We start from the raw sequence: 22,742 nt of genomic DNA on the forward strand, positions 1-22,742 counted from the left end.
CTTTCCTCGTTGGGGGGTGGCGGGGGCGGCTATCGATGATAACCGGAATTGCCTGATCAGACGTGGTGGGGCGACTCGCCAGTGGCGCGCAGCCGCCGCGCGATCCCGCGCAGCACCGGCACCGCCCGGTCGCCGCAGCGCAGCTGCAGCGCACCGTCCGGACCGAACCCCAGCTCGGCCCTCACGCGCCCGAACCGGCCGCGCCAGCGCGGCATGAGGTGGACGCGCAGGCGCCGGTAGCGGCGCATGGGGCCGCCGAGCCGGACCCCGTACGGGACGGTGGTCTCGTAGCCGCCGACGGCGACGTTGAGGCGCACCTCCCAGACGCCGTCGGCGTCGTCGAGCGGGCCGACGGCGTCGCAGAGGTCGAATTCGGCGGTGAACTTGCCGTCCTCGTGGGGTGCGGGGACGCGGTGGGTCTCGCCCGTGCCGGTGTGGGCGAGTTCCAGGTGCAGGGTGAGGCGGTCGGAGGGGACGCCGTCGAGGCGTCCGGTGCCGCGCAGGTGGAGGCGGGTGCCGCGGGCGGCGGCCTCGTCGAGCCATTGCATGACGGGGACGCCGTCGGTGACCTCGACCCAGGGGCCGGTGGTGGTGTCGCCTTTGGCGAGGGCGTCGGGGCCGCGGCCGGGGAGGGCGGCCCAGAGGCGGCCGGCGGCGCCGGTGAGGTCCATGTCGTCCTTGCGGCGGCGGGCTTCGAGGACGTCGTCGAGGCCGGCGGTGAGGATGAGGTGGTAGGCGAGGCGCAGGTCGGGGTGGAGTGTGGCGGCGGTGCCGGGGGTGTACCAGCGTTCGAGGAGGTCGCGGAGCTTCTCGAAGTGGCGTTGCTGCTCCTCGGGGGTGCGCATGCGCAGGAGGCGGGCGAGTTCGTTGGCGCCCTCGACCTCCCAGTGGCGTTTCATGAGGTGGTCGCGGCCGGGTCCGGCGGGGACGGTGGTGCCGACGAGGTCGGTCATGAGTTCGAGCGTGGTCTGCCGGTTGAATTCGGCGTGCGCGGGGGGTTTCATGCCGCCGCTGGTGAGGTTGCCGCCGTCGTCGCGCTGCACGATGTGGTAGCAGTCGTGGCCGGCGACGACCGAGATGTTGCGGGCGTGGTAGTAGGCGAGGAAGGTGAACACCTGGTCTTCGCCGGTGCGCCGGTCGAGGGGGAAGCGGACGTGGTGGTCTTCGAGGAGGCTGCGGCGGAAGAGCTTCCAGGGGCCGAGGGTCCAGTACACGCGGGAGGTGTAGAGGTCGGCGCGGGGCTGGTCGTGGTGGAACATCGAGCGGGGGGCGCCGCGGCCGCCGTGGCCCACGACTTTGCCGAGGACGACGTCCGAGTCGTGTGCCTCGGCCATGGCGACCATGCGTTCGAGGCCGCGGTCGGCCAGGTAGTCGTCGGCGTCGAGGAAGAACACGTATTCGCCGCGGGCGAGGTCGATGCCGCGGTTGCGGGGGGCGCTCGGGGTGCCGCTGGCTTCCTGGTGGTGGACTTGGACGAGGCCGGGGTGCTGGGCGGCGAAGGCGTCGAGGGCGTCGCCGCTGCCGTCGGTGGAGCCGTCGTCGATGGCGATGAGCTCGAGGTTGCGCACCCCGATGGTCTGCCTGGTGACGGAGGACAGTCCCTTGTGCAGGTATGGCATGGCGTTGTGCGCCGGCATGATCACTGACACGACTGGCGGTCTCACGACTCCCCCGTACGGTTGCTCGCGGCCTGCGGGATCGCGGGCCTAGAGAGCATACGCGCGAGCACCCCCGGAAGGTTGCATTTTCCGCGGGTGACTTGGGGTTCGGGCTGGTCCGGCGGTCGCCGGTTGCCTAATGAAGACGGTCTATATGCGGTGGTGGCCGCGCGAGTTAGCCGCGGTAGGCGCGGCGGGCTTCGGCGATGAAATGCTCGACGGCCGCGTCGCCGGTGGTCGCCCCGAGGAAGTACTCGCGGGTCTCCTTGCGCTGGGCGGCCTTCGAGTCGGTGTGGAGCAGCTCGTCGAAGACGGCGGCGAGGTTGGCGGCGTCGCGGTCGACGCGGTAGGCGCCCTTGGCGATCCAGGCCTCGTCGGGGAAGCGTTCGCCGAGTCCGGCCATGTCGGTCACGGCGAAGGGCCGGTCGGAGGCGATCCAGTCGGTGGCGACGCCGGAGACGTCGCAGACGGCGATGTCGGCGGCGTTGACGCAGTCGACGAGGCTGGGGCCGGTGGCCTGGGTGCCCCACAGGTGGGCGCGGCCGGTGCGTTCGGCGTCGTCGGCGAGGAGGCGTTCGATCTCGTCGAGGCGGCGCGCGGCGGCGAGGTTGAACCGCGTGTAGGGGTGGGCGCGCATGATGACGGCGAGGTCGCGGCGCAGGGCCTCTTCGACGATCCGCTTGCCGATGGCGAGGGAGGAGTAGTCGAACTCGCTGGTGAGCCCGGTCCAGGTGGGGGCGTACAGGAGCACGGGGCGCGGGCCGGAGGCGGTGCGGGGGCCGGTGGCGACGGCGGCGAGCTGGGGGCGGCCGACCTTGCGGAAGTCGAGGTCGAGGCCGTGGGCGCGGTACCGGTCGACGGCGGCCTGCCCGGCGACGAACACGGCGTCGTAGATCGAGGTGACCTTGTTGAAGCTCGAGGCCTTGTCGGACTCGCCGTGGAACAGCTGCAGGTGCTTGAGGTGCCCGAACCGCACGAGGTGCGTGTTGAGCGCGGAGCCGTTGACGTAGAACGCGGCCTTGACGCTGGGCACGAGGAGCCGTTCGAGCTCGGACATGGAGGGGGCGACAATGATCGGCGCTTCGGTGCGGCCGCGCAGTTCCTCGAGGTGGGCCTTCTCGCGGGCGACGATCGCGTACGGGTCGCCGAGCCGGTCGAGGTAGGGCAGCCACATGTCGAGCTGGTAGACCGAACCGGGCGGGCCGGAGAAGTGGACGATGAACGCCGGTTCGAGCGCTTCGAGGGCCGCGATCACGGCCCCGTCCCCGGCGTGGGCGGAGCGGCGGCGGTGCAGGAGTGCTCCCGCCGCGCCGGCGGCGGCGGTGCCGGCGGTGGCGATCGCGGCGGCCGCCGCGATCCACAGCGGACCGGCCGACCCGGTGATGAGCGATCCTGCGGCCGCGAGCGCGAACACGCCGCCTCCGGCGGTGATCGCCTCGCCGGTGACGCGCGGCGTGAACCAGGCCCGGTCGCGTTGGACGGCGAGGTTGGCGGTGGTCATGTGTCCGGTGGCGACGGCGACGGCGAGCAGCGGTTCGAAGCCGACGACGACGAGGAGCGCGCCCGCGGCGATCGCGGCCGGAACCGGGCCCTGCTGCGCCGCGAGCACGCCGACGGCCGCGATGGCGGCGCCGCGCGCGAACCGGTCCCGGTCGGGGCCGAGCTCGGGGTGCGCCCGCCACGCGAGGGCGAGGGCGGCGGTCGCGCACGCCCATGCGGCCCAGGCGCTCCAGTCCCACGGGAGGAGCGCGGCCGCGAGCGCGGCGGCGGCGAGCCCGGTGGTCGCGGTGCGGGACAGGAGCTTGCGGAGCAGGTTCACGGCCGTCCTAGTCGATGCTGGTCTCGGCCGGGGCCGGGTCGGGCGCGATGATCTCGGTGGCCGGGGCGGTGGCGGTCTCGGCGTCGTGGCTCACCGGCTCCTCGTCGGTGTCGCCGTCCTGGGCGCGGTTGCGCTGCTCGGCGCGGCGGGCGAGGTCGCGGGAGGCGGCGTTGAACCGCTCCTGCGAGGAGGGCTCGTCGGGGCCGAGGAGGTAGGTCTTGAGCTCGGTCCGCTCGGCCTTGAGCGGGTCGCGCTCGGGGTCGCGGACGGCGGCGAGCAGCTCGTCGAGGCCTTCGGCCTGCGGGTCGAGGATGTAGGCGGCGCGGACGGCGGTGTTGGCGGCCTTGAAGGCCTTCTCGCCGACGCCGGCGGAGTCGACCACGGCGTAGGGCTTGCCGCTGGCGATGAAGTCGGAGACGACGCTGGAGATGTCGGAGACGAGCGCGTCGGCCTCGTTGAAGCAGTCGAAGACGTTCGGCTGGGAGCCGGTGACGACGAGGTGCCGGTTCGCGGGCTGGGCGGCCCAGTACGCGGTGTTCCAGGCGCGGGCGGCGTCGCGTTCGGCGGCGACGTGCTCGGGGGGGGCGAGGGCGTCGCGCGACGCGGCCGCATCCGTCCACTTGAGACCGGCGGCGTCGGTGTCGACCTGGCCGGGCGGCGGCGGGACCTCGGCGGTCGGGGCGGCCCCGGAGGCCAGGTTCGCGGCCTCGATGAGGGCCTTGATGCGCAGGTCGGCGGCGCGGGCCTTGGCCGAGCGGGTGCCGGTGAACGGGTGCGGCTTGTAGACGACGCGGACGGGCGGCTCGGCCTCGAGGAGCGCCTTGACGATGATCTCGCCCTGGACGATCACGGAGGTCGTGCCCGGCTCGTCGGTCCAGTTCTCCCAGGTCGGGGCGTACAGCACCGTGGGGAGGTCGCGGCCCGGCGGCTCGGTCGAGATGACGTCGAGCTGGGGGCGGCCCACTTCGACGATGTCCTCGTCGCGGACGCCGACGTCGGCGAGGGCCCAGCGGTCGCGCCCGGCCTTCCCGGCCGTCCACAGCTCGTCGTAGGCCTTGCCGAACGGGTTGATGGAGGCGACCTTGTCGCTGTCGCCGTGCCCGATGAAGGCGTGCTTCATGGTCGGGACCCGCAGCAGGTGCAGGTTCTTGCCCACGTGCGCGGGGTAGAGCGCGACGCGCACCGTGGAGAAGTCCATGTTCATGAGGTCGACGGCGCTGGGCACGACGAGGACCGGGACGGTGGTGCGCGCGAGGTCGGGCATGGAGTGCATCTCGCGCAGGATCACCAGGGGCCGTTCGCCCTCCATGCGCTCGAGCGTCTCGAGCCACATGTTGACCTGGTAGGTCGCGTCCTTCGTGCCGGAGAACGAGAGCGCGACCGTGGGCCGGTAGCCCTCGGTGAGCCACTGGTTCAGCCACTTCATGGCCCGGCCCGGGCTCGGCACCTGGTGGTACGGGCCCGCCCAGACGCTGAGGACCGCGAGGTACCCGAGGGCGAGCGCGAACGTGACGGCCGCACCGAGGTACCCGGGCGTGTTCGTGAGCGTGAACGAGGAGACGACGAGGCCGATGACGAGCGGCAGGTCGGTGTGGAGGACCTTCTCGCCCGCGCGGTTCTCCAGCCACGGCGGCGGCGCGTCCGAGATCTTCAGGGTCGACAGGTCGATGTTGCGGGCCGCGAACGGCAGCGACCGGGTCTTGCGGACCATCGCGGTGAGGCCGCCGTGGAGGACCTGGACGGCGACGAGCGCCACGAACGCGAGCGTGGCGAGCAGGACCGCCCGGTAGCTCAGGCCGTGCGAGCCGGCGAGGCGGCTGACCAGGAGGATGACGAGCAGTTCGCGGACGAGGAACCGGTTCGAGATGCCGAAACGCAGCTGCCGCAGCCGGACGATGAGGTCCTGGTAGCGGCTGTGGAGCACGATGTCGGTGGCGTAGCTGACGACGAGCGCGGCGGCGAACGCGGCCGGGGAGGGCACGAGCGCGGCGATGAGCATCGCCGGGTACGTGAGCAGCATGAGGACGGTGAGTCCGAGCCCGGCTCGCCCGGCCTCCTGGACCGCGGGGCTGTTCCACAGTGCGCGCATTGACATGGGCTGGTCGGTTCCTGTCTGGCTGGAGGTCGCCGCGGCCCCGGCGCGGGAGGCGCCGGGCCGCGGCGGTCGGGCTATTCGATGCCGGTGTCGAGGACCCGGGCGATGGCCTGCTCGAAGCCGCCGGTCGTCGGGTCGTCCTTGCGCACGTCGATCACGGCGCCGTTGAGCGCCGAGAGCAGCACGTCGAGCGAAGTGCGGGCCACGGTCTCGGAGGCGAGCAGCGTGTCCGGGTTCTCCGAGCCGAACGCCTTGGTGCGCATCGGGGTCGCGGTGCGCTCGGGGTTGACGCAGTTGACCTGCACGCCGTCGTCGCTCCACTCCTCGGCGAGGGCCTGGGTGAGGTTCACCATGGCGGCCTTCGTGGACGAGTAGAGGCTGTAGTCGCGGCGCCCGCGCGTGTAGCTCGAGGAGGTGTACAGCAGCAGCTGGCCCTGGGTGGCGGCCAGGTACGGGTAGGCGGCACGGGCGATCTGCACGGGCGCGAGGTAGTTGACCTTGAACGTCTGGTCGATGTCCTCCTGCGAGGTCTCGTTCAGCCGTCCGATCTGGAGGATGCCGGCGGTGTTGACGACGTAGTCGACGCGGCCGGTCGCGCTGTGCGCGGTCTTCAGCGCCGCCTCGACCTCGGCGGGGTCCTCGACGTGGGTGCCGGTGGTCGAGCGGCCGAAGCGGAACACGTCCGCGCCGTAGGACTCGGCGAGGTCGGCGAGGTCGGCGCCGATGCCGTATGAGCCGCCGAAGACCACGAGGGTCTTCCCCGTCAGCCGCTCCCGGTACGAGGCGTCGTCCGGGGACGGCACCGCGGTGGAGGCGAGCTGGAACAGCTTGTCGGCGATGTACAGGTCGACCGGCTGGGTGACCTTCATGTTCCACTCGTCGCCGGCGACGACGTGGATCGGGACGCTCGGCAGGTACTTGAGGACCACGGAGCAGTCGTCGGTGGCCTCGAACTGCGGGTCCTTGTCGGCGGCCTGGTAGGCGGCGCGGATGGTCGCGAGGGTGAACGCCTGCGGGGTCTGGCCGCGGCGCAGGCGCGCCCGCTCGGGCACGTCGGTGATGAACTCGCCGTCGTCGCCGTGCGTGCGGGTGACGATCACGGTGTCGGAGGACGGGATGGCGACGTCGACCGCGTCGTAGCGGTCGAGGGCGGCGACGGTCTCGGCGATGACCCGGCGCGAGATGAGCGGGCGGACCGCGTCGTGGAAGACGAGGCGGTGGCGCTCGTCGGCGTCGGGGCGGGCCTCGACGTGCGCGATGGCGGCCTTGGTCGAGTCGGAGCGGGTGGCGCCGCCGGGGATGACGTCGGCGACCTTCTGCAGCCCGGCCTTGGCGATCATGGCCTTGACCTCGTCGATGTACCCCTCGGCCATGAGCACGAGGATGTCGTCGACCTCGGCGGCCGCCTCGAACGCCTCGAGGGTGTGCAGGATCACGGGCTTGCCGGCGATCTTGATGAGCTGCTTGGGGATGCTCAGCCCGACCCGCTGGCCGGTGCCGCCCGCCAGGATCACCGCGGTGGTCCCCGGGCGCCGGCTGTCTCCGTGACTCGACAAGTCAAGTCCTCCTCTGGTGTGCGGCCCGGCCGGACTGGAGCGGCCGGAGGCCTCGTACGGTTGCTCGGTGGGCGGCGGGTCGCCGCCTGGGACGGCCCGCGGGTGCGGTCGGGCCGGTGCGTCGCGAGATCAGGGGCGGCCGGGAGGCGCCGGATACCGACGGCCCCGGGTCGCGGTGGATTTTAGCATCGCGACGATGTCCGTTTTCCCGGATGTTGCCGTGAATTTACTCGCTCGCACGGTTGTCCGACACGCACCGGCCGTCCGGCCGAGAACAGGCTCACAACCCGCCGCCGCGCCGGGGGCGCGGGACCGCACGCGGAACCTCAGAGGCGGACGGGCATCCCCAGCGCCGTCGCCGCCTTCGCGGCCTGGGCCTGCACCGTCGCCGGATGCGGCGCGACCAGGCCCAGCTTCGCGCGGGCGTCGCACAGGTCCGCGAGCTTCTCGTACGCCGCCGGGCCGAGCAGCTCGGTCAGCTCCACCGCATAAGAGAGGTATACGGGCTCCGACGCGGTGTGCGCGGTCGGCGAGGCGGTGCACCACCAGTCGAAGTCGTGCCCGCCCGGGCCCCACGAGGCCCGGTCGAACTCGGTGATGAGGGTGACCGACACGTCGGTGCCGTCCGCCCGGTGCTCGGTCTTGAAGTCCCGCTTCACCGGCAGCTGCCAGCACACCTCGGGCTTGTACGCCATCGGGTGGACGCCGTCGCGCATCGCCTGCTGGTGCAGCGCGCACCCCGCGCCCGCCGGGAAGCCCTCGCGGTTGTGGAAGACGCACGCGCCGTCGACGACCGCGGTCTTCTTCGCCGGCTCCTCCTCGCCGTCCTCGTTCTCGAGGGTGTCGTCGACGATCGTGTCCTTCCAGCGCCGGTGCAGCTGCCACGTCTCCGGCGTCAGCTTCTTCACGATCTGCCTGGTGCGCTTGATGTCGTCCTCGTCGGTGTAGAACGCCCCGTGCAGGCAGCAGCCGTCCGCGGGCTGGTCGGCCTCGATGCCGGGGCAGCCGCCCTCATCGGGGTGCTTGCCGAACACGCACCCCCAGCGCGACAGCAGCCAGGTGAGATCGGCCCGGACCATCGTCTCGGGGTCGTCGGGATCGAGGAACTCCACCCATTCGCGGTCGAAGTCCTGCGCCACCTCGTCGGTCATCCCACCAAGGTACCCGCCCGGACCCGTCTCGAACGGGACGCGCCACCGCGACAGGGACTACGGCGTACCCTGGAGGTCGTGACCCAGTCCGTCCCGGTTCTGCTGTCGACCACCTCCGTCTACCCGGAGCCCACCGCCGTGGGCTTCGAGCTCGCCGCCGAGCTCGGCTACGACGGGGTCGAGCTGATGGTCTTCACCGACCGGGTCTCCCAGGACCCGGCGGCCGCGGCCAGCCTCGCCAAGCACTACGGCGTCAAGATCGGCGCCGTCCACGCCCCGTGCCTCCTCGTCACCCAGCGGGTGTGGAGCGCCGACCCGTGGACGCGGCTGCGCCGCTCCGTGCAGGCCGCCGAGTACCTCGACTCGCCCACCGTCGTGATCCACCCGCCGTTCTCCTGGCAGAAGGACTACGCCGCGAAGTTCTCCACCGTCCTCGACGGGCTGCGCGCCCGCTACCCGCACGTGACCATCGCGGTCGAGAACATGTTCCCGCTCAAGCTCGGCAAGCGGAAGCTCGTGCCCTACCGCCCCCACTGGGACCCCACCCGGCACGGCTACGACTCCTACACCCTCGACCTCTCCCACTGCGCCGCCTCCGGCGCCGACGCGATCGCCATGGCCGAGCGGATGGGCAAGGGCCTGCGCCACATCCACCTGTGCGACGGCACCGAACCGGGCGCCGACCAGCACCTCGTCCCCGGGCGCGGCACGCAGCCGTGCGCCGAGCTGCTCGGCTCCCTCGGCGCCTCCGACTGGGACGGCTCCATCACCGTCGAGGTGAGCACCCGCAAGAGCGGCAACCGCACGCGGCGCGCCGAAGACCTCTACGAGTCGGTGAAGTTCGCCCGCGACGCCCTCAACGCGGACAAGCGGCCCTGAAAAGCCGCCGCTGCCGAACCGTGCCAAGGCTTCCCGCCGCGTGACACACGGTGCCGAACGTTGCCGTTGAACATCCTTCATGGACCGTCGCCACCGCCGCGACATTCACGTGCCACTGGTTTTTCCGGTGGCGTTCCCCCCGATGTAACCCTCGCCTGGCAAAGATAACGGAGCGAAAGACGCCGTCGTCGACAGGAAGAGGCGCGATCCGATGCCAAGTGAACTCGGGGTCATCCCCCCGGCCCGGCCCCACATCGGCGAAGCCGAGATCGAAGCGGCCGTCGCGGTGCTCCGCAGCGGGATGGTCGTCCAGGGACCGGAGGTCGCCGCGTTCGAAGCGGGCTTCACCGCCGTCGCCGGCACCGCCCACTGCGTCGCGGTCAACTCCGGAACGTCCGCGCTCCAGCTCGCGCTGCTGGCCATGGGCATCGGCCCCGGCGACGAGGTCATCGTCCCCTCCTTCTCCTTCGCCGCCAGCGCGAACGCCGTCCGCCTCGTCGGCGCCGAGCCCGTGTTCGCCGACATCGACCCGGCGAGCTTCAACCTCGACCCCGCCGCCGCCGAAGCGCTCGTCGGCCCCGCGACCGCCGCGATCATGCCGGTCCACCTGTACGGCAACCCCGCCGACATGACGGCGCTGACCGCGGTCGCGGAGCGGCACTCGCTCGCGGTCATCGAGGACGCCTGCCAGGCCCACGGCGCGGCCGTGGACGGGAAGCCGGTCGGCTCCTTCGGGAAGACCGGGACGTTCAGCTTCTACCCGACGAAGAACATGCACGCCCTCGAAGGCGGCATGGTCTCCACGGACGACGCCGAGCTCGCGCGCACGCTGCGGCTGCTGCGCAACCAGGGCATGGAGGCGCGCTACCAGAACGAGATCGTCGGCGCGAACATGCGCATGACCGACGTCGCCGCCGCGATCGGCCGGGTCCAGCTGGGGCGGCTCGAGGGCTGGACCGAGACGCGGCGGAGCAACGCGGCGCGCCTCGACGCGGCCCTCAAGGAGCTCACCGCGGTCGTCGCCCCGCCGGTCGCCGAGGGCGCCCGGCACGTCTACCACCAGTACACGGTGCGCATCCCCGAAGGCCGCGACCGCGCGCAGGAGCTCCTGTCGGAGGCGGGCGTGGGGTCGGCGGTGTACTACCCGACGCCGATCCACCGGCTCGCGCCGTACGCGCACATGGAAGCGGACCTGCCGGAGACGGACCGGGCCGCCGCGGAGGTGCTGTCGGTGCCGATTCACCCGTCGCTGACCGACCTCGACCTCGAGCGGATCGCCGCGGCCCTGACCGGACTGGAGGGGCGGCTGTGAGCACGCTGCGAGCGGGCCTGATCGGCCTGGGGGCCATGGGCCGCAACCACGCCCGCGTCCTGGGCGGCCTCGACGGGGTCGACCTGGTGGGCATCGCCGACCCGGTCGCGGACGGCTCGGCCGTCCCCTCCGGGGCGAAGCTGGTGGCCACGGTGGAGGAGCTGATCGCGCTCGGTCTGGACTACGCGGTCGTGGCGTGCCCGACGGCGTACCACGAGCCGGTGGGCCTGGCGCTGGCCGAGGCGGGCGTGCACGCGCTCATCGAGAAGCCGCTGGCGCACACGACGGAGGCGGCGCGCCGCCTCGCGGAGGCGTTCGAGTCGCGGGGCCTCGTCGGCGGGGTCGGGCACATCGAGCGGTGCAACCCGGCGATCATGTCGCTGCGAGAGCGGCTCGAGGCGGGCGAGCTGGGGGAGATCCTGCAGGTCGTCACCCGCCGCCAGGGCCCGTTCCCGCACCGCATCGCGGACGTGGGGGTCGTGAAGGACCTGGCGACGCACGACATCGACCTCACCTCGTGGGTGACGGGCCAGTCGTACCGGTCGATCGCGGCGAGCACCGTGTCGCGGTCGGGCCGCGAGCACGAGGACCTGGTGTCGGCGATCGGGCGCCTGTCGGGCGGGGCGATCGCGAACCACTCGGTGAACTGGCTGAGCCCGTTCAAGGAGCGCACCGCGGTCGTGACCGGGGATCGGGGCTGCTTCATCGCCGACACGCTCACGGCCGACCTGACGTTCTACGCCAACGGCGTGGTCGACACTGAGTGGGAGGCCCTGCGGGCGTTCCGCGGCGTGTCCGAAGGGGACATGGTGCGGTACGCGATCCGCAAGCGCGAGCCGCTGCTGGTCGAGCACGAGCACTTCCGGGACGCGGTGCTGGGCCAGGAGTCCGACATCGTGGGGCTGCGGCAGGGGCTGGCGACCGTGGAGGTCTCCGAGCAGATGCTGCTGTCGGCCGAGACCGGTTCGACGGTGGCGCTGGCCGACGCCGCGCCCGCCGGCATTTGACATCGCAATCGAGAGAATGGATCACATGAACATCTGCGTGGTCGCCCTGGGCAAGATCGGGCTGCCGCTGGCGGTCCAGTTCGCCTCCAAGGGCCACAAGGTCGTCGGGGCCGACGTGAACCCGGCCGTGGTGGAGGCGGTGAACGCCGGGCGCGAGCCGTTCCCGGGCGAGCACCGCCTGGAGGAGCTCATGGCGGCCGCGGTCGCGGACGGGACGCTGCGGGCCACCACCGACACGACGGCGGCCGTGGCCGAGTCGGAGGCGGTCGTGATCGTCGTGCCGCTGTTCGTGGACGCGGACGGCACGCCCGACTTCGGGTGGATGGACGCGGCGACGAAGGCCGTGGCGGCGGGCCTGCGCCCGGGGACGCTGGTGTCGTACGAGACGACGCTGCCGGTGGGGACCACGCGGGGCCGCTGGGCGCCGATGCTGGAGGCCGGGTCGGGCCTGCGCGCGGGCGTGGACTTCCCGCTGGTGTTCAGCCCCGAGCGGGTGCTGACGGGCCGCGTGTTCGCGGACCTGCGCCGGTACCCGAAGCTCGTGGGCGGCGTGGACGAGTCGTCGGCGAAGGCCGGCGTGGCGTTCTACGAGTCGGTGCTCGACTTCGACGAGCGCGAGGACCTGCCGCGGGCGAACGGCGTGTGGGACCTCGGTTCGGCCGAGGCCTCGGAGATGGCGAAGCTCGCCGAGACGACGTACCGGGACGTGAACATCGGCCTGGCGAACCAGTTCGCGCGCTTCGCCGACAAGCAGGGGCTCGATGTCATGAAGGTCATCGAGGCCTGCAATTCGCAGCCGTACAGCCACATCCACCGGCCGGGCATCGCGGTCGGCGGGCACTGCATCCCGATCTACCCGCAGATGTACCTGTGGAACGACCCTGAGGCGACGGTGGTGCGCGCGGCCCGCGAGGCGAACGCGGACATGCCGGCCTATGCGGTCGACGTGCTCGCCGCCGCCTACGGCGACCTGGCGGGCGCGAACGTGCTCGTGCTCGGCGCGGCCTACCGGGGCGCGGTGAAGGAGACGGCGTTCTCGGGCGTGTTCCCGCTCGTGGAGTCGCTGCGCGCCAAGGGCGCCGTGCCGTTCGTGTCCGACCCGATGTACTCGGTGGAGGAGCTCGAGCACGAGGGGCTGCCCGCGCACCGCGGCGAGACGGTCACGGCCGTCGTGGTCCAGGCCGACCACGCCGAGTACCGCGAACTGTCCGTTCAGGACTTCCCGGAGGCCCGGGTGCTGCTCGACGGGCGGCGCGTCACCGACCCCGAGCGCTGGCAGGGCGTCCGGCACCTGGTGCTCGGCGCATGAGCGGCGCCGGCGGGACGCGCAACCCCGGGCCGCTCGGCCCCCGGCCGGAGGGCGCGCCCGGGCGCGTCGTCATGGTCGTCGCCAACCAGATCGACGGCGACTCGCGGGTGCAGAAGTCCGCGCAGTCCATGGCCGAGAACGGCTGGGAGGTCCACCTCGTCGGCCTCACCACCACCAAGCACCAGCACTACCGCCAGGGCGACGTCGAGTACCACAAGATCCAGGTGCCGAAGATGAACGCCCCCAAGAGCCTGCGCAACCGGCTCTCGCGCCTGCGGTACCCGCTCGCCTACCCGAGTTCGCTGCGCGCCAACCACCGCCAGACCCGCATCAAGGTCGAGCGGATCGAGCTCGAGGCGAGCCGCGACGAGGCCGGCCGCGGCGGCAATGACGGCCTGCTGCGCGTCCCGCGCCTGGCCCGGCGCTTCGGCCGCAAGGTGCAGCGGTTCTGGATCGGCCGCCGCATCGACCAGACCCGCGCCCGCGCCCGGTCCCTGGAGGACGACGACCGGTTCCTCGACCGGCTCTCGCGCCGCTGGTGGGTCCTGCTCCTCGGCGACCGCGTCTGGCGCAAGCTCGACTTCGACGCGATCCGCATCGAGGCGGCCCTGCGCCCCGAGATCATGCGGCTCGAACCGGACCTCGTGCACGCCCACGACATGATCCCGGTCGGCCTGTGCGCCCGCGCGGTGCTCGCCATGCGCCGCAAGGGGAGCGACGTGAAGTTCCTCTACGACGCGCACGAGTTCGTGCCCGGCTGCGACTCGCTCCCGGCGAACCGCCTCGAGGGGATGACCCGGTACGAGCGCCGCTACATGCCCTACGCCGACGCGGTCGTCACCGTCTCCGGGCCGCTCGCCGAACTGCTGCAGGAGCGCCACGGCCTCCCGCGGCTGCCCACGGTGGTCCTCAACGCGCCGCTCGCCGCCGACGCCTCCCGGCCCGACCCCGGGAACGTGCGCGCCACGTGCGGGCTCGACGCCGAGACGCCGCTCGCGGTCTACTCCGGCTGGGTCGCACCGGAACGCAAGATCGAGACGATCATCGAGGCCGCCCGGCTCATCCCCGAGCTGCACGTCGCGTTCCTGACGAGCCGGCCGAACGACCCGTACTTCAAGTCGCTCGTCGCGCTCGGCGAGGAGTACGGCATCGACGACCGCCTCCACTGGCTCGACTACGTCGCCTACGCGGACCTGCCCCGCTACCTGTCGACCGCGGACATGGGCATCCACCCGATGGAGACCGGCCCGATCAACCACGAGATCGCGCTGCCCAACAAGTTCTTCGAGTACAGCCACGCGAAACTGCCGCTCGTCGTCTCCGACGTCAAGACCATGGCCGCCGAGGTCCGCCGCCTCGGCAACGGCGAGGTCTTCACCTCCGGCGACCTCGGCAGCCTCGTCGCCGCCATCGAGAAGGTCCTGGTCGACCCCGACGCCTACCGGGTGTCCTACCAGGACGAGGCACTCATGGCCGAGTACACGTGGGAGCGCCAGGCCGTCCACTACCAGCGCCTCTACGAGGAACTGCTCGGCATGACGCCGACCCCGCTCGCCGAACGCGCCTAGAACCGCGAACGCGAGGAGGCCCCGCCGGTAACGGCGGGGCCTCCTTCACGTTGCGGCTCAGCGCAAGTGCGCTTCCAGCGCGGCGACGACCGCGGCGCCGGCATGCCCGTTCCCGTACGGCTCACCGCGCCGCTCGCTCGGCGCCGCCCGCACGGCGAGGGCGTGCCACTCGGCCACCGGCAGGCGGTCCGGCCTGGGGGCCAGCACGTTCCAGCCGTCCTCCAAGGTCTCCACCCACTCGGTCTCCGTGCGCAGCGTCGTGCACGGACGCCCCAGCAGGTACGCCTCCTTCTGCAGGCCGCCGGAGTCGGTGAGCACCCCCGCGGAGGCCAGGACGGCCGCCACGAGCTCCCGGTACGGCAGCGGCTTCGCCGCCGCCAACGACCCTTGCGCGAGCTTGAGCCCGAACTGGTCCGCCTTCGCCCGCAGCCGCGGGTGCGCCAGCAGCGCCACCGGCACCGGCAGGTTCGCCATCGACTCCAGCAGGGCCGCGAGGAGCTCCGGGTCGTCGGTGTTCTCGGCCCGATGCAGCGTCGCCACCAGGAACGGCTCGTCCGGGTCGACTCCCAGCTCGGGCCGCAGCCCCGCGGCGAGCACGGCGTCGCGCGTGCGGTGGCACACGTCCACCATGACGTCGCCGACGTTCACGGCCCGCGCCGCGAGCCCCTCGGCCGCGAGGTGCCGCACGGCCTCCTCGGTCGGCGCGAGCAGCAGGTCCGCGCAGTGGTCGGTGAGGACCCGGTTGTGCTCCTCGGGCATGCGCCGGTTGAACGAGCGCAGCCCCGCCTCGAGGTGCGCGACCGGCAGGTGCTGCTTGACCGCCGAGAGCGCCCCCGCGATCGTCGAGTTGGTGTCGCCGTAGACGAGGACCCAGTCGGGCCGCTCGCCGTCCAGGACCGGGTCGATCGCGGCGAGCATCGCGCCGGTCTGCGCGCCGTGCCCGCCCGAGCCGATCCCCAGGTGGTAGTCGGGCGCGGGGATGCCGAACTCGGCGAAGAACACGTCCGACAGCTCCGGGTCGTAATGCTGCCCGGTGTGCACGACGACGTGCTCGTGGTCCGTGCCCGCGAACGCCTGCGCGACCGCGCCGAGCTTCACGAGCTGGGGCCTCGCCCCGACGATGCTGACGACCTTCACGACTCCTCCTCGCCCTCGGACAGCGCGCCGTCCGCCTCCCGGTACACCGCACCGGTCTCGGGGCAGCGCCAGCGGCCCTCCCCGTCCTCCTCGAGCCGCGCGCCCGCGCGGCCCACCCAGCCGGCCCGCCGGGCCGGGACGCCCATGACGAGCGCGAAATCGGGCACGTCCTTCGTGACGACGGCCCCGGCGGCGACCATCGCCCAGCGGCCGACCCGCACCGGCGCGACGCACACGGCGCGCGCCCCGATCGACGCGCCCTCGGCGACGTCGACGCCGACCGGCTTCCAGTCGGCCGCGCGCTTGGGCGTGCCGTCGGGGGCGACCGCGCGCGGCTGGTGGTCGTTCGTGAACACCGCGGCGGGGCCGACGAAGACGCCGTCGGCGAGTGTCGCAGGCTCGTAGACCAGGGCGAGGTTCTGTATCTTGACGTTGTCGCCGATGCGCACGCCGGCACCGATGTAGGCGCCGCGGCCGACGACGCAGTCCCTGCCGAGGCTCGCGCGCTCGCGGATCTGCGCGAGCTCCCAGACCGCGGAGCCGTCGCCGACGCTCGCCGTCGGGTCGACTTGCGCGGATTCCTGAATCCTGTAAGGCATTTGCTGCTTTCGATAGAGAAATGGCGCGGCAGAGGGCCGGCGCCCGCTGGGCGAATTATACGGATCGCCGATTCGGATCCGACCCAATCGAATGTGAGAGAACGCCATTCGGACGCGACTTGGATAAGCGGCCAACTGCGGGAAAACGAAAGGTGAATCAAGTGATTCCGTATCATCTTCGTTTGAAACACGGCCGGATCGCCTCCGGCCGGGACTTTCGGAGGAACAGATGACTGAGCGCGCCGGCCGCATCGTGATGCTGGTCCAGAACGGCGTCGTCGGCGATTCCCGCGTGCAGAAGGAGGCCGCTTCGGCCGCCGCCGCGGGATGGGAGGTGTTCCTGTTGGGACGCACCGACAAACGAGCCGAGGAATGGGACCTCGGCGGCGCGACCGTCCGGCTCGTTCCGACCGGGCGCGACTTCGACAAGCGCCGCCACGAAGTGCGCCGCCCTTGGCTGCGGAGCCCGTTCGCGTACCCGCCCGGGCCGCTCGAGTCGTACCGCCGCAAGCAGGTCCAGGCCTGGAACGCCGACCTCGCGTACGAGAAGGCCCGCCTGAAGGCCGACCCGAGCGCGGCCGGTTCGCTCGCGCTGGCGGGCCGCACGTTCGCGGTGAAGGCCGCGAGCGGGTGGATCAAGGCCCGCACCCGGCTCAGTCGCCGGGTGCGCGAGCGTCGCGAGCGGGCGGGCGCCCCGGTCGACCGGATCGCGTTCCGGTTCTGGAAGGCCGCGCTCGGCGACCGGGCGTGGCGGCGGCTCGACCCGGCCCTGTGGGACCTCGAGCTCGCGTTCGGCCCGGTCGTCGACGCGCTCGAGCCGGACCTCATCCACGCCAACGACTTCCAGATGCTCGGCGTCGGCGCCCGCGCCAAGGCGCGCGCGGCAGCGGCCGGACGGGACGTGAAGCTCGTGTGGGACGCGCACGAGTTCCTGCCGGGCATGAAGCCGTGGAAGGACCACCCGTGGTGGCACGCCGCGCAGGTCGCGCACGAGCGCGAGTTCGCGCCGTTCGCCGACGCGGTCGTCACCGTCTCCGAGCCGCTCGCCGACCTCCTCGTCGCCGAGCACGGCCTGGCCGAGCGGCCCGCGGTCGTCATGAACACCCCCGACATCCCCCCGCAGGGCGACTGGTCGGACGCGGACGAGGTCCCCGACCTGCGCGAGCTGTGCGGGATCGGGAAGACGGTGCCGCTCATGATCTACAGCGGCGTCCCGCTCGTCCAGCGCGGCATCCACATCATGGTCGAGGCCCTGCCGCGACTGCCGGAAGCGCATGCGGCCCTGGTGCTCTCGAAGCACCACTGGGCGTACGTGCGGTCCCTCATGGCCCGCGCCGCCGAGCTCGGGGTCGCCGACCGGGTCCACCTGCTCGACCACGTCCCGCACCACCAGGTGGTGCGGTTCGTCGCGGCCGCCGACATCGGCGTCAGTCCCAACCACCACCACCAGAATCACGAGATCTCCTTGAACACCAAGTTCTTCGACTACTCCCACGCCCGGCTGCCGCTGGTGGTCTCGGACGTGAAGACCATCGCCGCGGAGGTGCGCCGCACCGGCCAGGGCGAGGTGTTCCGCGCCGAGGACACCGCGGACTTCGTCAGGGCCGTCGAAAAGGTCCTCGAGGACCCCGAGTCGTACCGGCGGGCGTACGCCGAGAAGGTCCCGCTCGAGGAGTGGACCTGGGCCGCGCAGGCCCGCGTCCTCGACGGCGTGTACCGCGGCCTCGTCGGAGGCCGGGCGTGAGCGGGCGGCGGGTCGCGGTCGTCACCCCCTGGTACCCCGACCCGGAGGTGGCCTACGGCGGCGCGTTCGTCCAGGCCAAAGTGGAGGCCGTCGCGCCCGGCTGCGACGAGCTCACCGTGTACCACTTGAAGAGCTGGCCGGTCGGGACGCCGCGGGCCGCGCTGGACGCGAACCCGGCGCTCATCGACCTGCACACCCGGCTCCTGGGCCGCACCGACGCGCCGCTGGCGACCGCGGGCGGGGCGGTCCTGCACCGGGTCGTGACGCTCACCCCGCGCGACCCGGCGTGGATCGCGCACTCCGACGCCTCGGCGCGGTGGCTGACCGCCGCCCTGCGCGGCGAGCCGCTCGATGCGCCGATCGTCCACGCGCACGTGCCGATCACCGGCGGCTGGGCGGCGCTCGAGAACGCCCGCCCGGACGCGAAGGTCTACATGACCGAGCACTCGTCCTTCCTCGACCGCGTCCTCGAGCAGCCCGAGGCGCGGGCCCGGTACGAGGAGGTCCTGGACCGCGCGGACGGGTTCTTCGTCGTCGGCGAGCCCCTGCACGACCAGATCGCGTCCGCGTTCCCGCACCTGGCGCACAAGCTCGAGTACATCGCCAACCCGATCGCGTTCGACGGGCCGCGCGCCGCGCCCCCGGCCTCGCTCGACCACTGGCTGTCCGTGGCGGGCATGACCGAGCGCAAGCGCATCGACTACCTGCTCGAGGCGTTCCGCCGCTGCCGCGAGGAGCGGCCGCGGCTCACCCTCACGCTCGCCGGTGACGGCAAGCAGCGCGCCGAGATGGAGGCCCTCGCCGAGGACCTCGGCGTCGCCGGCGCCGTCCGGTTCCTCGGCGCGGTCGCCCCCGAGGAGGTCCCGTCGCTCATGGCCTCGCACGACCTGTTCGTCCACACCAGCCGGTACGAGACGTTCGGCGTGGTCGTGGTCGAGGCGGTCGCCGCGGGCCTGCCGGTCCTCGTCTCCCGCTGCGGCGGCTCCGACCAGGTGCTGCAGGGCATCGAGACCGAGGCCGGCGGCATGTACGACGTGGACGACGACCCGGACGTGCTCGTCGCCGCCTACCGCGACCTCTGCGAGCGCCACCCCGAGAAGACCGACCTCAAGGCCGCGCGGGAGCACCTGCGCGGCAAGTACTCCTATGCGACGGTGGCCGAGCGCCACTTCGAGATCTGGGACCGGACCGACGGAGGCCCCCGGTGAAGCTCCTGTTCATCGCCCCGAGGAGCGTGTGGCGCAAGGCCCTCGCCCTCGAGACCCGGCTCGCGCTCGACGAGGGCCACACCGTGCGCGTCGTCGCCGAAGAGCACCCGGGCCTGAAACTCGATCCGCGCGTGGAGGTCCGCTGGATCAGCGCGGGCGAACTGCACACCCCCGAGCCGCGCCTCCAGCGGCTGCTGCTGCGCCGCCTGCCGCTCGGCGGCCTGCGCCGCATCGGCCGCGGCCCGCTGCGCCGCCCGGCCGAGAAGGTCGCGCGCCGCTGGAAGCGCACCGTGATCGACCCGCGCGACAAGGACCGCCGCCGCGCCACCGAGGCGCTGCGCGTCGCCCGCCGCATCGAGCGCATCAGCGCCGCCGTCGCCGAGTACGACGCGGACTGGATCGTCCTGTGCGAACCCCAGGCGGTGGAACTCGCCGTCGACTGGCTCCCCGCCGTGCTCGACGCCAAGCCCGCACTGACCACCACGTTCTCCTACGAACCGCGAGCCCCCCATGCGATCTGACCGCCCCCGCCTGCTGTACCTGGCGTTCTTCTTCCCGCCCTCGCGCGCCAGCGGCGTCTTCCGCGCCCGCGCCACCGCCGACCACTTCGCCGCCAAGGGCTGGGACGTCACCGTCTTCAAAGCCCCCGACGACTACTACGAGCGGGTCACCGGCTCGATCGACCCCGAGTTCGCCGCGTCCGTCGACCCCCGCGTCGAGATCGCGGCCCCGCCGGTCAGCCACTTCAAGTGGGAGACGGACGTGCGCCGCTACGGGCGCTTCCGCGGGAACTTCCCGGTCCTCGCCCGCCGCCTCAACGACTTCCTGCACCTGAAGGTCTTCCCCGACAACTACCTGTCCTGGGGCGTCTCCTCGCTCCGCGAGGCCCTGCGCCGCCACCGCAAGCGCCCCTTCGACATGGTCGTCGCCACCGGGAACCCGTTCGCGGCCTTCGGGGCGGCGTGGGCGTTCGGGAAGCTCACCGGCCGCCCGTTCGTCGTCGACTACCGCGACTCGTGGACCCTCAGCCAGTTCAAGAACGAGCCCGCCTTCCCGCCCGACCACCCGGCCTGGAAGTGGGAGCGGCGCATCCTGCGCTCGGCCGCGGCCTCCCTGCACGTCAACCGGAACATGCTCGACTGGTACGCCGAGCGGTACCCCGAGGCCGCCGACCGCATGCAGGTCGTCCTCAACGGCTGGGACCCCGAGGTCTTCGCCGAGACCGCCGACCCGGCGCCCGCCGACGAGCACCGGCCGCTCGCGTTCTCCTTCATCGGCACCATCACCCTCGTGCAGCCGATCCGCGAGATGCTCGAGGCGTTCCGGCTCATGCGCGAGTCCGGCCGCCACGCCGACGCCTCCCTCGACCTCTACGGCCACTACGGGTTCTTCGCCGGCGGCGAGACCGTGCTCCGCACCGAACTCGGCCTCGCCGACCCCATCGACGGCGTCAACTACCGCGGCGCCGTCCCCAAACCGCGCATCGCCGAGGCCTACGACGCCACCGACGTGCTCCTGTTCGTCACCGGCGGCTCGAAGTACGTGACCACCGGGAAGGTCTTCGAGTACATGGCCTCCGGCAAACCCATCGTCTCCATCCACGAACCCGGCTGCGCCGCAGAGGAAGTGCTCCGCGGCTACCCGCTCTGGTTCGTCCCCGCCAGCCTCGACCCCGCCGACATCGCCGCGGCCCTCGCCGACGCCGGCGACGCCGCCCGCAAAGCCGACCCGGCCGTCACCGCCCAGGCCCGCGCCCACGCCGCCGCGTTCACGCGCGGCAACGCCCTCGAAGGGTTCGAGCAGTGGGCCCGCGACACCGTGGCCGAGAGGAAGCCCCGATGACCGACCCCCGCGAAGCCGCCCCGGACCGGGTGGTCCTCGTCCTGTTCCACAAGAACTCCGTGCGCCGCGCCGTCCCCTTCATCGACGCCGTGGCCGCCCGCGGCGTGCGGGTGAGCGCCCTCGTCGCCGACGGCCTCGGCTGGCACAACCCGCCTCCGCTCCCCGCCGGCGTCGAGGTGTACTCCCTGGGGCGGGCCGAATCCCGCCGGCCCTTCGTGTGGACCTACACCGCGCTCGTCGAGCGAATCCCCGGCGGCGTGCTGCGCCGCCTCGAGCACCTGCCCGGCCCGCTCGGCCGCGCCGCGGGCAAAGCGGGCCGGGTGCAGCGCAAGATCGCCGGGAGGCTCCGCCGCCGCGTGTTCTGGCCGGTCTACCGGCCGCTGCGGTCCCACGCGGTCCGCCGCGCCGCCCTCCGCCGGCTCGGCCCGCTCGAACTCGACACGGCCTCCCGCCTCGTCCTCGCCGACGACGCCGCCGTCCCCCTCGGCTGGACCCTCACCAAACGCCACCCCCGCCTCGACGTCACCCGCTCCCTCCACCTCGGCCCCTACCAGGACCACCCGGTGATCGCCCCGGTCCCCGAAGGCCCCGACCGCCCCGCCGCCCCCCGCCCCTACCGCCAGCTCTAAGCCACGAAACCCGCAAAACCACCCGAAACCCACCCAGCACTCGGCTCGAACACAGGCATCCGCGCCTCAGAACCTTGGAATGAGACGATCATTCCCGTCCTGAGGCGCGGTTTCCAATGTTGCGGCGCACGTGTTACGCCACCGTGACCTGGCGGCGGGCCGCGGGCGGCTACGCTGCAGGCATGCTGCGTTCTGTCATTCTCGCCGCCGCCCGGTCATCGAAGATCGAACGGCTCGTCGGCACCGCGCCGGTGACGCGATCGCTCGTCCGCCGCTACGTCGCGGGCGAGACCACGGCCCACGCCGTCGCCACCACCAGGACCCTCGCGGCCGACGGACTGCTCGCCACCCTCGACTACCTCGGCGAGGACACCGTCGTCGTCGAACAGGCCGACGCCACCCGCGACGAATACCTCGGCCTCCTCGCCGCCCTCAAGGCCGAAGGCCTCTCCGCCTCCGCCGAGGTCAGCGTCAAACTCTCCGCTCTCGGCCAGCGCATCGACCCCGAACTCGCCTACGAGCGCGCCAGCGAGATCTGCGTCGCCGCCGCCGACGCCGGCACCACGGTCACCGTCGACATGGAGGACCACACCGTCACCGACTCCACCCTGGAGATCGTGCAGCGCCTCCGCGAGACGCACGCCTCCACCGGCGCCGTCCTCCAGGCCTACCTGCGCCGCACCGAGGACGACTGCAAGTCCCAGGCCGTCGCCGGCTCGCGCATCCGCCTCTGCAAGGGCGCCTACAAGGAGCCCGAGACCGTCGCCTACCAGCGCGGCCTCGACGTCGACCGGTCCTATGTGCGCTGCATCAACGCGCTCATGGCCGGCGAGGGCTACCCCATGCTCGCCACGCACGACCCGCGCCTCATCGAGATCGGCATCGACCGGGCCCGCTGGTACGACCGCGGCAAGGAGTCGTTCGAGTTCCAGATGCTCTACGGCATCCGCCCCACCGAGCAGCTGCGCCTCGCCGCCGAGGGCTACCGCGTGCGCGTCTACGTGCCCTACGGCGACCAGTGGTACGGGTACCTCATGCGCCGCATGGCCGAACGCCCCGCGAACCTCGCCGTCTTCGCCCGCTCACTGTGGACGAAGTCGTAGGGCGCGTGCAAAGCCGCCACGGGCGCGTCTCCGGCGGAGGCGCGCCCGCCGCGTCCCTTGGAGTCCTCTGAGGAACCGTGCCGTACCCGAGCGGCCGCGGCCCGGCATCGTCCTGGTCACAACCCC

18 protein-coding genes are annotated in these 22,742 nt (G+C 72.4%); 11 read left to right on the forward strand and 7 right to left on the reverse strand.

The window, feature by feature from the left end:
* Nucleotides 1-56: 56 nt before the first annotated feature.
* The 5 genes from J5V16_RS14010 to J5V16_RS14030 form a co-directional block, all read right to left on the reverse strand.
* The gene (locus J5V16_RS14010) at nucleotides 57-1,649 is read right to left on the reverse strand and encodes a glycosyltransferase family 2 protein (RefSeq protein ID WP_208496969.1); all 1,593 of its coding nucleotides are present in this window, start codon (nucleotides 1,647-1,649) and stop codon (nucleotides 57-59) included.
* A gap of 184 nt (nucleotides 1,650-1,833) precedes the next feature.
* On the reverse strand, nucleotides 1,834-3,477 hold the full coding sequence (locus tag J5V16_RS14015; protein WP_208496970.1) for a CDP-glycerol glycerophosphotransferase family protein: 1,644 nt from the start codon (nucleotides 3,475-3,477) through the stop codon (nucleotides 1,834-1,836).
* Between the two features lie 7 nt (nucleotides 3,478-3,484).
* On the reverse strand, nucleotides 3,485-5,572 hold the full coding sequence (locus tag J5V16_RS14020) for a hypothetical protein (protein ID WP_208496971.1): 2,088 nt from the start codon (nucleotides 5,570-5,572) through the stop codon (nucleotides 3,485-3,487).
* A 74-nt stretch (nucleotides 5,573-5,646) separates the two neighbouring features.
* Entirely contained in the window at nucleotides 5,647-7,128 is a 1,482-nt protein-coding gene (locus J5V16_RS14025) for a bifunctional cytidylyltransferase/SDR family oxidoreductase (protein WP_208496972.1), read from the reverse strand.
* A 326-nt stretch (nucleotides 7,129-7,454) separates the two neighbouring features.
* A complete protein-coding gene (locus J5V16_RS14030) occupies nucleotides 7,455-8,279 on the reverse strand; it encodes a hypothetical protein (protein ID WP_208496973.1) in 825 nt (274 codons plus the stop codon).
* Nucleotides 8,280-8,357: 78 nt separating this feature from the next.
* Here J5V16_RS14030 and J5V16_RS14035 point away from each other — a divergent pair, with 78 nt between their 5' ends.
* From J5V16_RS14035 to J5V16_RS14055, 5 genes are all read left to right on the forward strand, one after another.
* Nucleotides 8,358-9,158 carry a sugar phosphate isomerase/epimerase family protein gene (locus J5V16_RS14035; protein ID WP_208496974.1) on the forward strand — a complete coding sequence of 267 codons (801 nt, stop codon included), beginning with the start codon at nucleotides 8,358-8,360 and terminating at the stop codon, nucleotides 9,156-9,158.
* 211 nt (nucleotides 9,159-9,369) lie between these two features.
* A complete protein-coding gene (locus tag J5V16_RS14040; RefSeq protein WP_208496975.1) occupies nucleotides 9,370-10,470 on the forward strand; it encodes a DegT/DnrJ/EryC1/StrS family aminotransferase in 1,101 nt (366 codons plus the stop codon).
* Entirely contained in the window at nucleotides 10,467-11,477 is a 1,011-nt protein-coding gene (locus J5V16_RS14045) for a Gfo/Idh/MocA family protein (RefSeq protein ID WP_208496976.1), read from the forward strand. The genes J5V16_RS14040 and J5V16_RS14045 overlap by 4 nt, the downstream gene beginning before the upstream one ends.
* A gap of 25 nt (nucleotides 11,478-11,502) precedes the next feature.
* Complete coding sequence (locus J5V16_RS14050; protein WP_208496977.1) at nucleotides 11,503-12,786, forward strand: nucleotide sugar dehydrogenase; 1,284 nt, start codon at nucleotides 11,503-11,505, stop codon at nucleotides 12,784-12,786.
* Complete coding sequence (locus J5V16_RS14055; RefSeq protein ID WP_208496978.1) at nucleotides 12,783-14,354, forward strand: glycosyltransferase family 4 protein; 1,572 nt, start codon at nucleotides 12,783-12,785, stop codon at nucleotides 14,352-14,354. The genes J5V16_RS14050 and J5V16_RS14055 overlap by 4 nt, the downstream gene beginning before the upstream one ends.
* A gap of 57 nt (nucleotides 14,355-14,411) precedes the next feature.
* On the opposite strand, the gene wecB is transcribed toward J5V16_RS14055, so the two are convergent.
* Both wecB and J5V16_RS14065 read right to left on the reverse strand, forming a co-directional pair.
* Complete coding sequence (gene wecB / locus J5V16_RS14060; RefSeq protein ID WP_208496979.1) at nucleotides 14,412-15,491, reverse strand: non-hydrolyzing UDP-N-acetylglucosamine 2-epimerase; 1,080 nt, start codon at nucleotides 15,489-15,491, stop codon at nucleotides 14,412-14,414.
* On the reverse strand, nucleotides 15,488-16,090 hold the full coding sequence (locus J5V16_RS14065) for an acyltransferase (protein ID WP_243901215.1): 603 nt from the start codon (nucleotides 16,088-16,090) through the stop codon (nucleotides 15,488-15,490). Before J5V16_RS14065 ends, wecB begins: the two co-directional genes overlap by 4 nt.
* Nucleotides 16,091-16,319: 229 nt before the next feature.
* Here J5V16_RS14065 and J5V16_RS14070 point away from each other — a divergent pair, with 229 nt between their 5' ends.
* The 6 genes from J5V16_RS14070 to J5V16_RS14095 all read left to right on the forward strand — a co-directional run bounded on the left by J5V16_RS14070 (nucleotide 16,320) and on the right by J5V16_RS14095 (nucleotide 22,616).
* Nucleotides 16,320-17,834, forward strand: a complete 1,515-nt coding sequence (locus J5V16_RS14070; RefSeq protein WP_208496981.1) for a glycosyltransferase family 4 protein — start codon at nucleotides 16,320-16,322, stop codon at nucleotides 17,832-17,834.
* Entirely contained in the window at nucleotides 17,831-19,042 is a 1,212-nt protein-coding gene (locus J5V16_RS25505; RefSeq protein ID WP_208496982.1) for a glycosyltransferase family 4 protein, read from the forward strand. Before J5V16_RS14070 ends, J5V16_RS25505 begins: the two co-directional genes overlap by 4 nt.
* Entirely contained in the window at nucleotides 19,039-19,563 is a 525-nt protein-coding gene (locus tag J5V16_RS14080) for a hypothetical protein (RefSeq protein WP_208496983.1), read from the forward strand. The genes J5V16_RS25505 and J5V16_RS14080 overlap by 4 nt, the downstream gene beginning before the upstream one ends.
* Nucleotides 19,553-20,884, forward strand: coding sequence for a glycosyltransferase (locus J5V16_RS14085; RefSeq protein ID WP_208496984.1), 1,332 nt, complete (start codon nucleotides 19,553-19,555; stop codon nucleotides 20,882-20,884). The genes J5V16_RS14080 and J5V16_RS14085 overlap by 11 nt, the downstream gene beginning before the upstream one ends.
* On the forward strand, nucleotides 20,881-21,513 hold the full coding sequence (locus tag J5V16_RS14090) for a hypothetical protein (RefSeq protein ID WP_208496985.1): 633 nt from the start codon (nucleotides 20,881-20,883) through the stop codon (nucleotides 21,511-21,513). The genes J5V16_RS14085 and J5V16_RS14090 overlap by 4 nt, the downstream gene beginning before the upstream one ends.
* Before the next feature lie 182 nt (nucleotides 21,514-21,695).
* Nucleotides 21,696-22,616: a proline dehydrogenase family protein gene (locus tag J5V16_RS14095; protein WP_208496986.1), complete on the forward strand. Its 921-nt coding sequence runs from the start codon at nucleotides 21,696-21,698 to the stop codon at nucleotides 22,614-22,616.
* Nucleotides 22,617-22,742 lie beyond the last annotated feature (126 nt).

Source organism: Glycomyces niveus, assembly GCF_017592475.1.
In the GTDB taxonomy this organism is placed as follows: domain Bacteria; phylum Actinomycetota; class Actinomycetes; order Mycobacteriales; family Micromonosporaceae; genus Glycomyces; species Glycomyces niveus.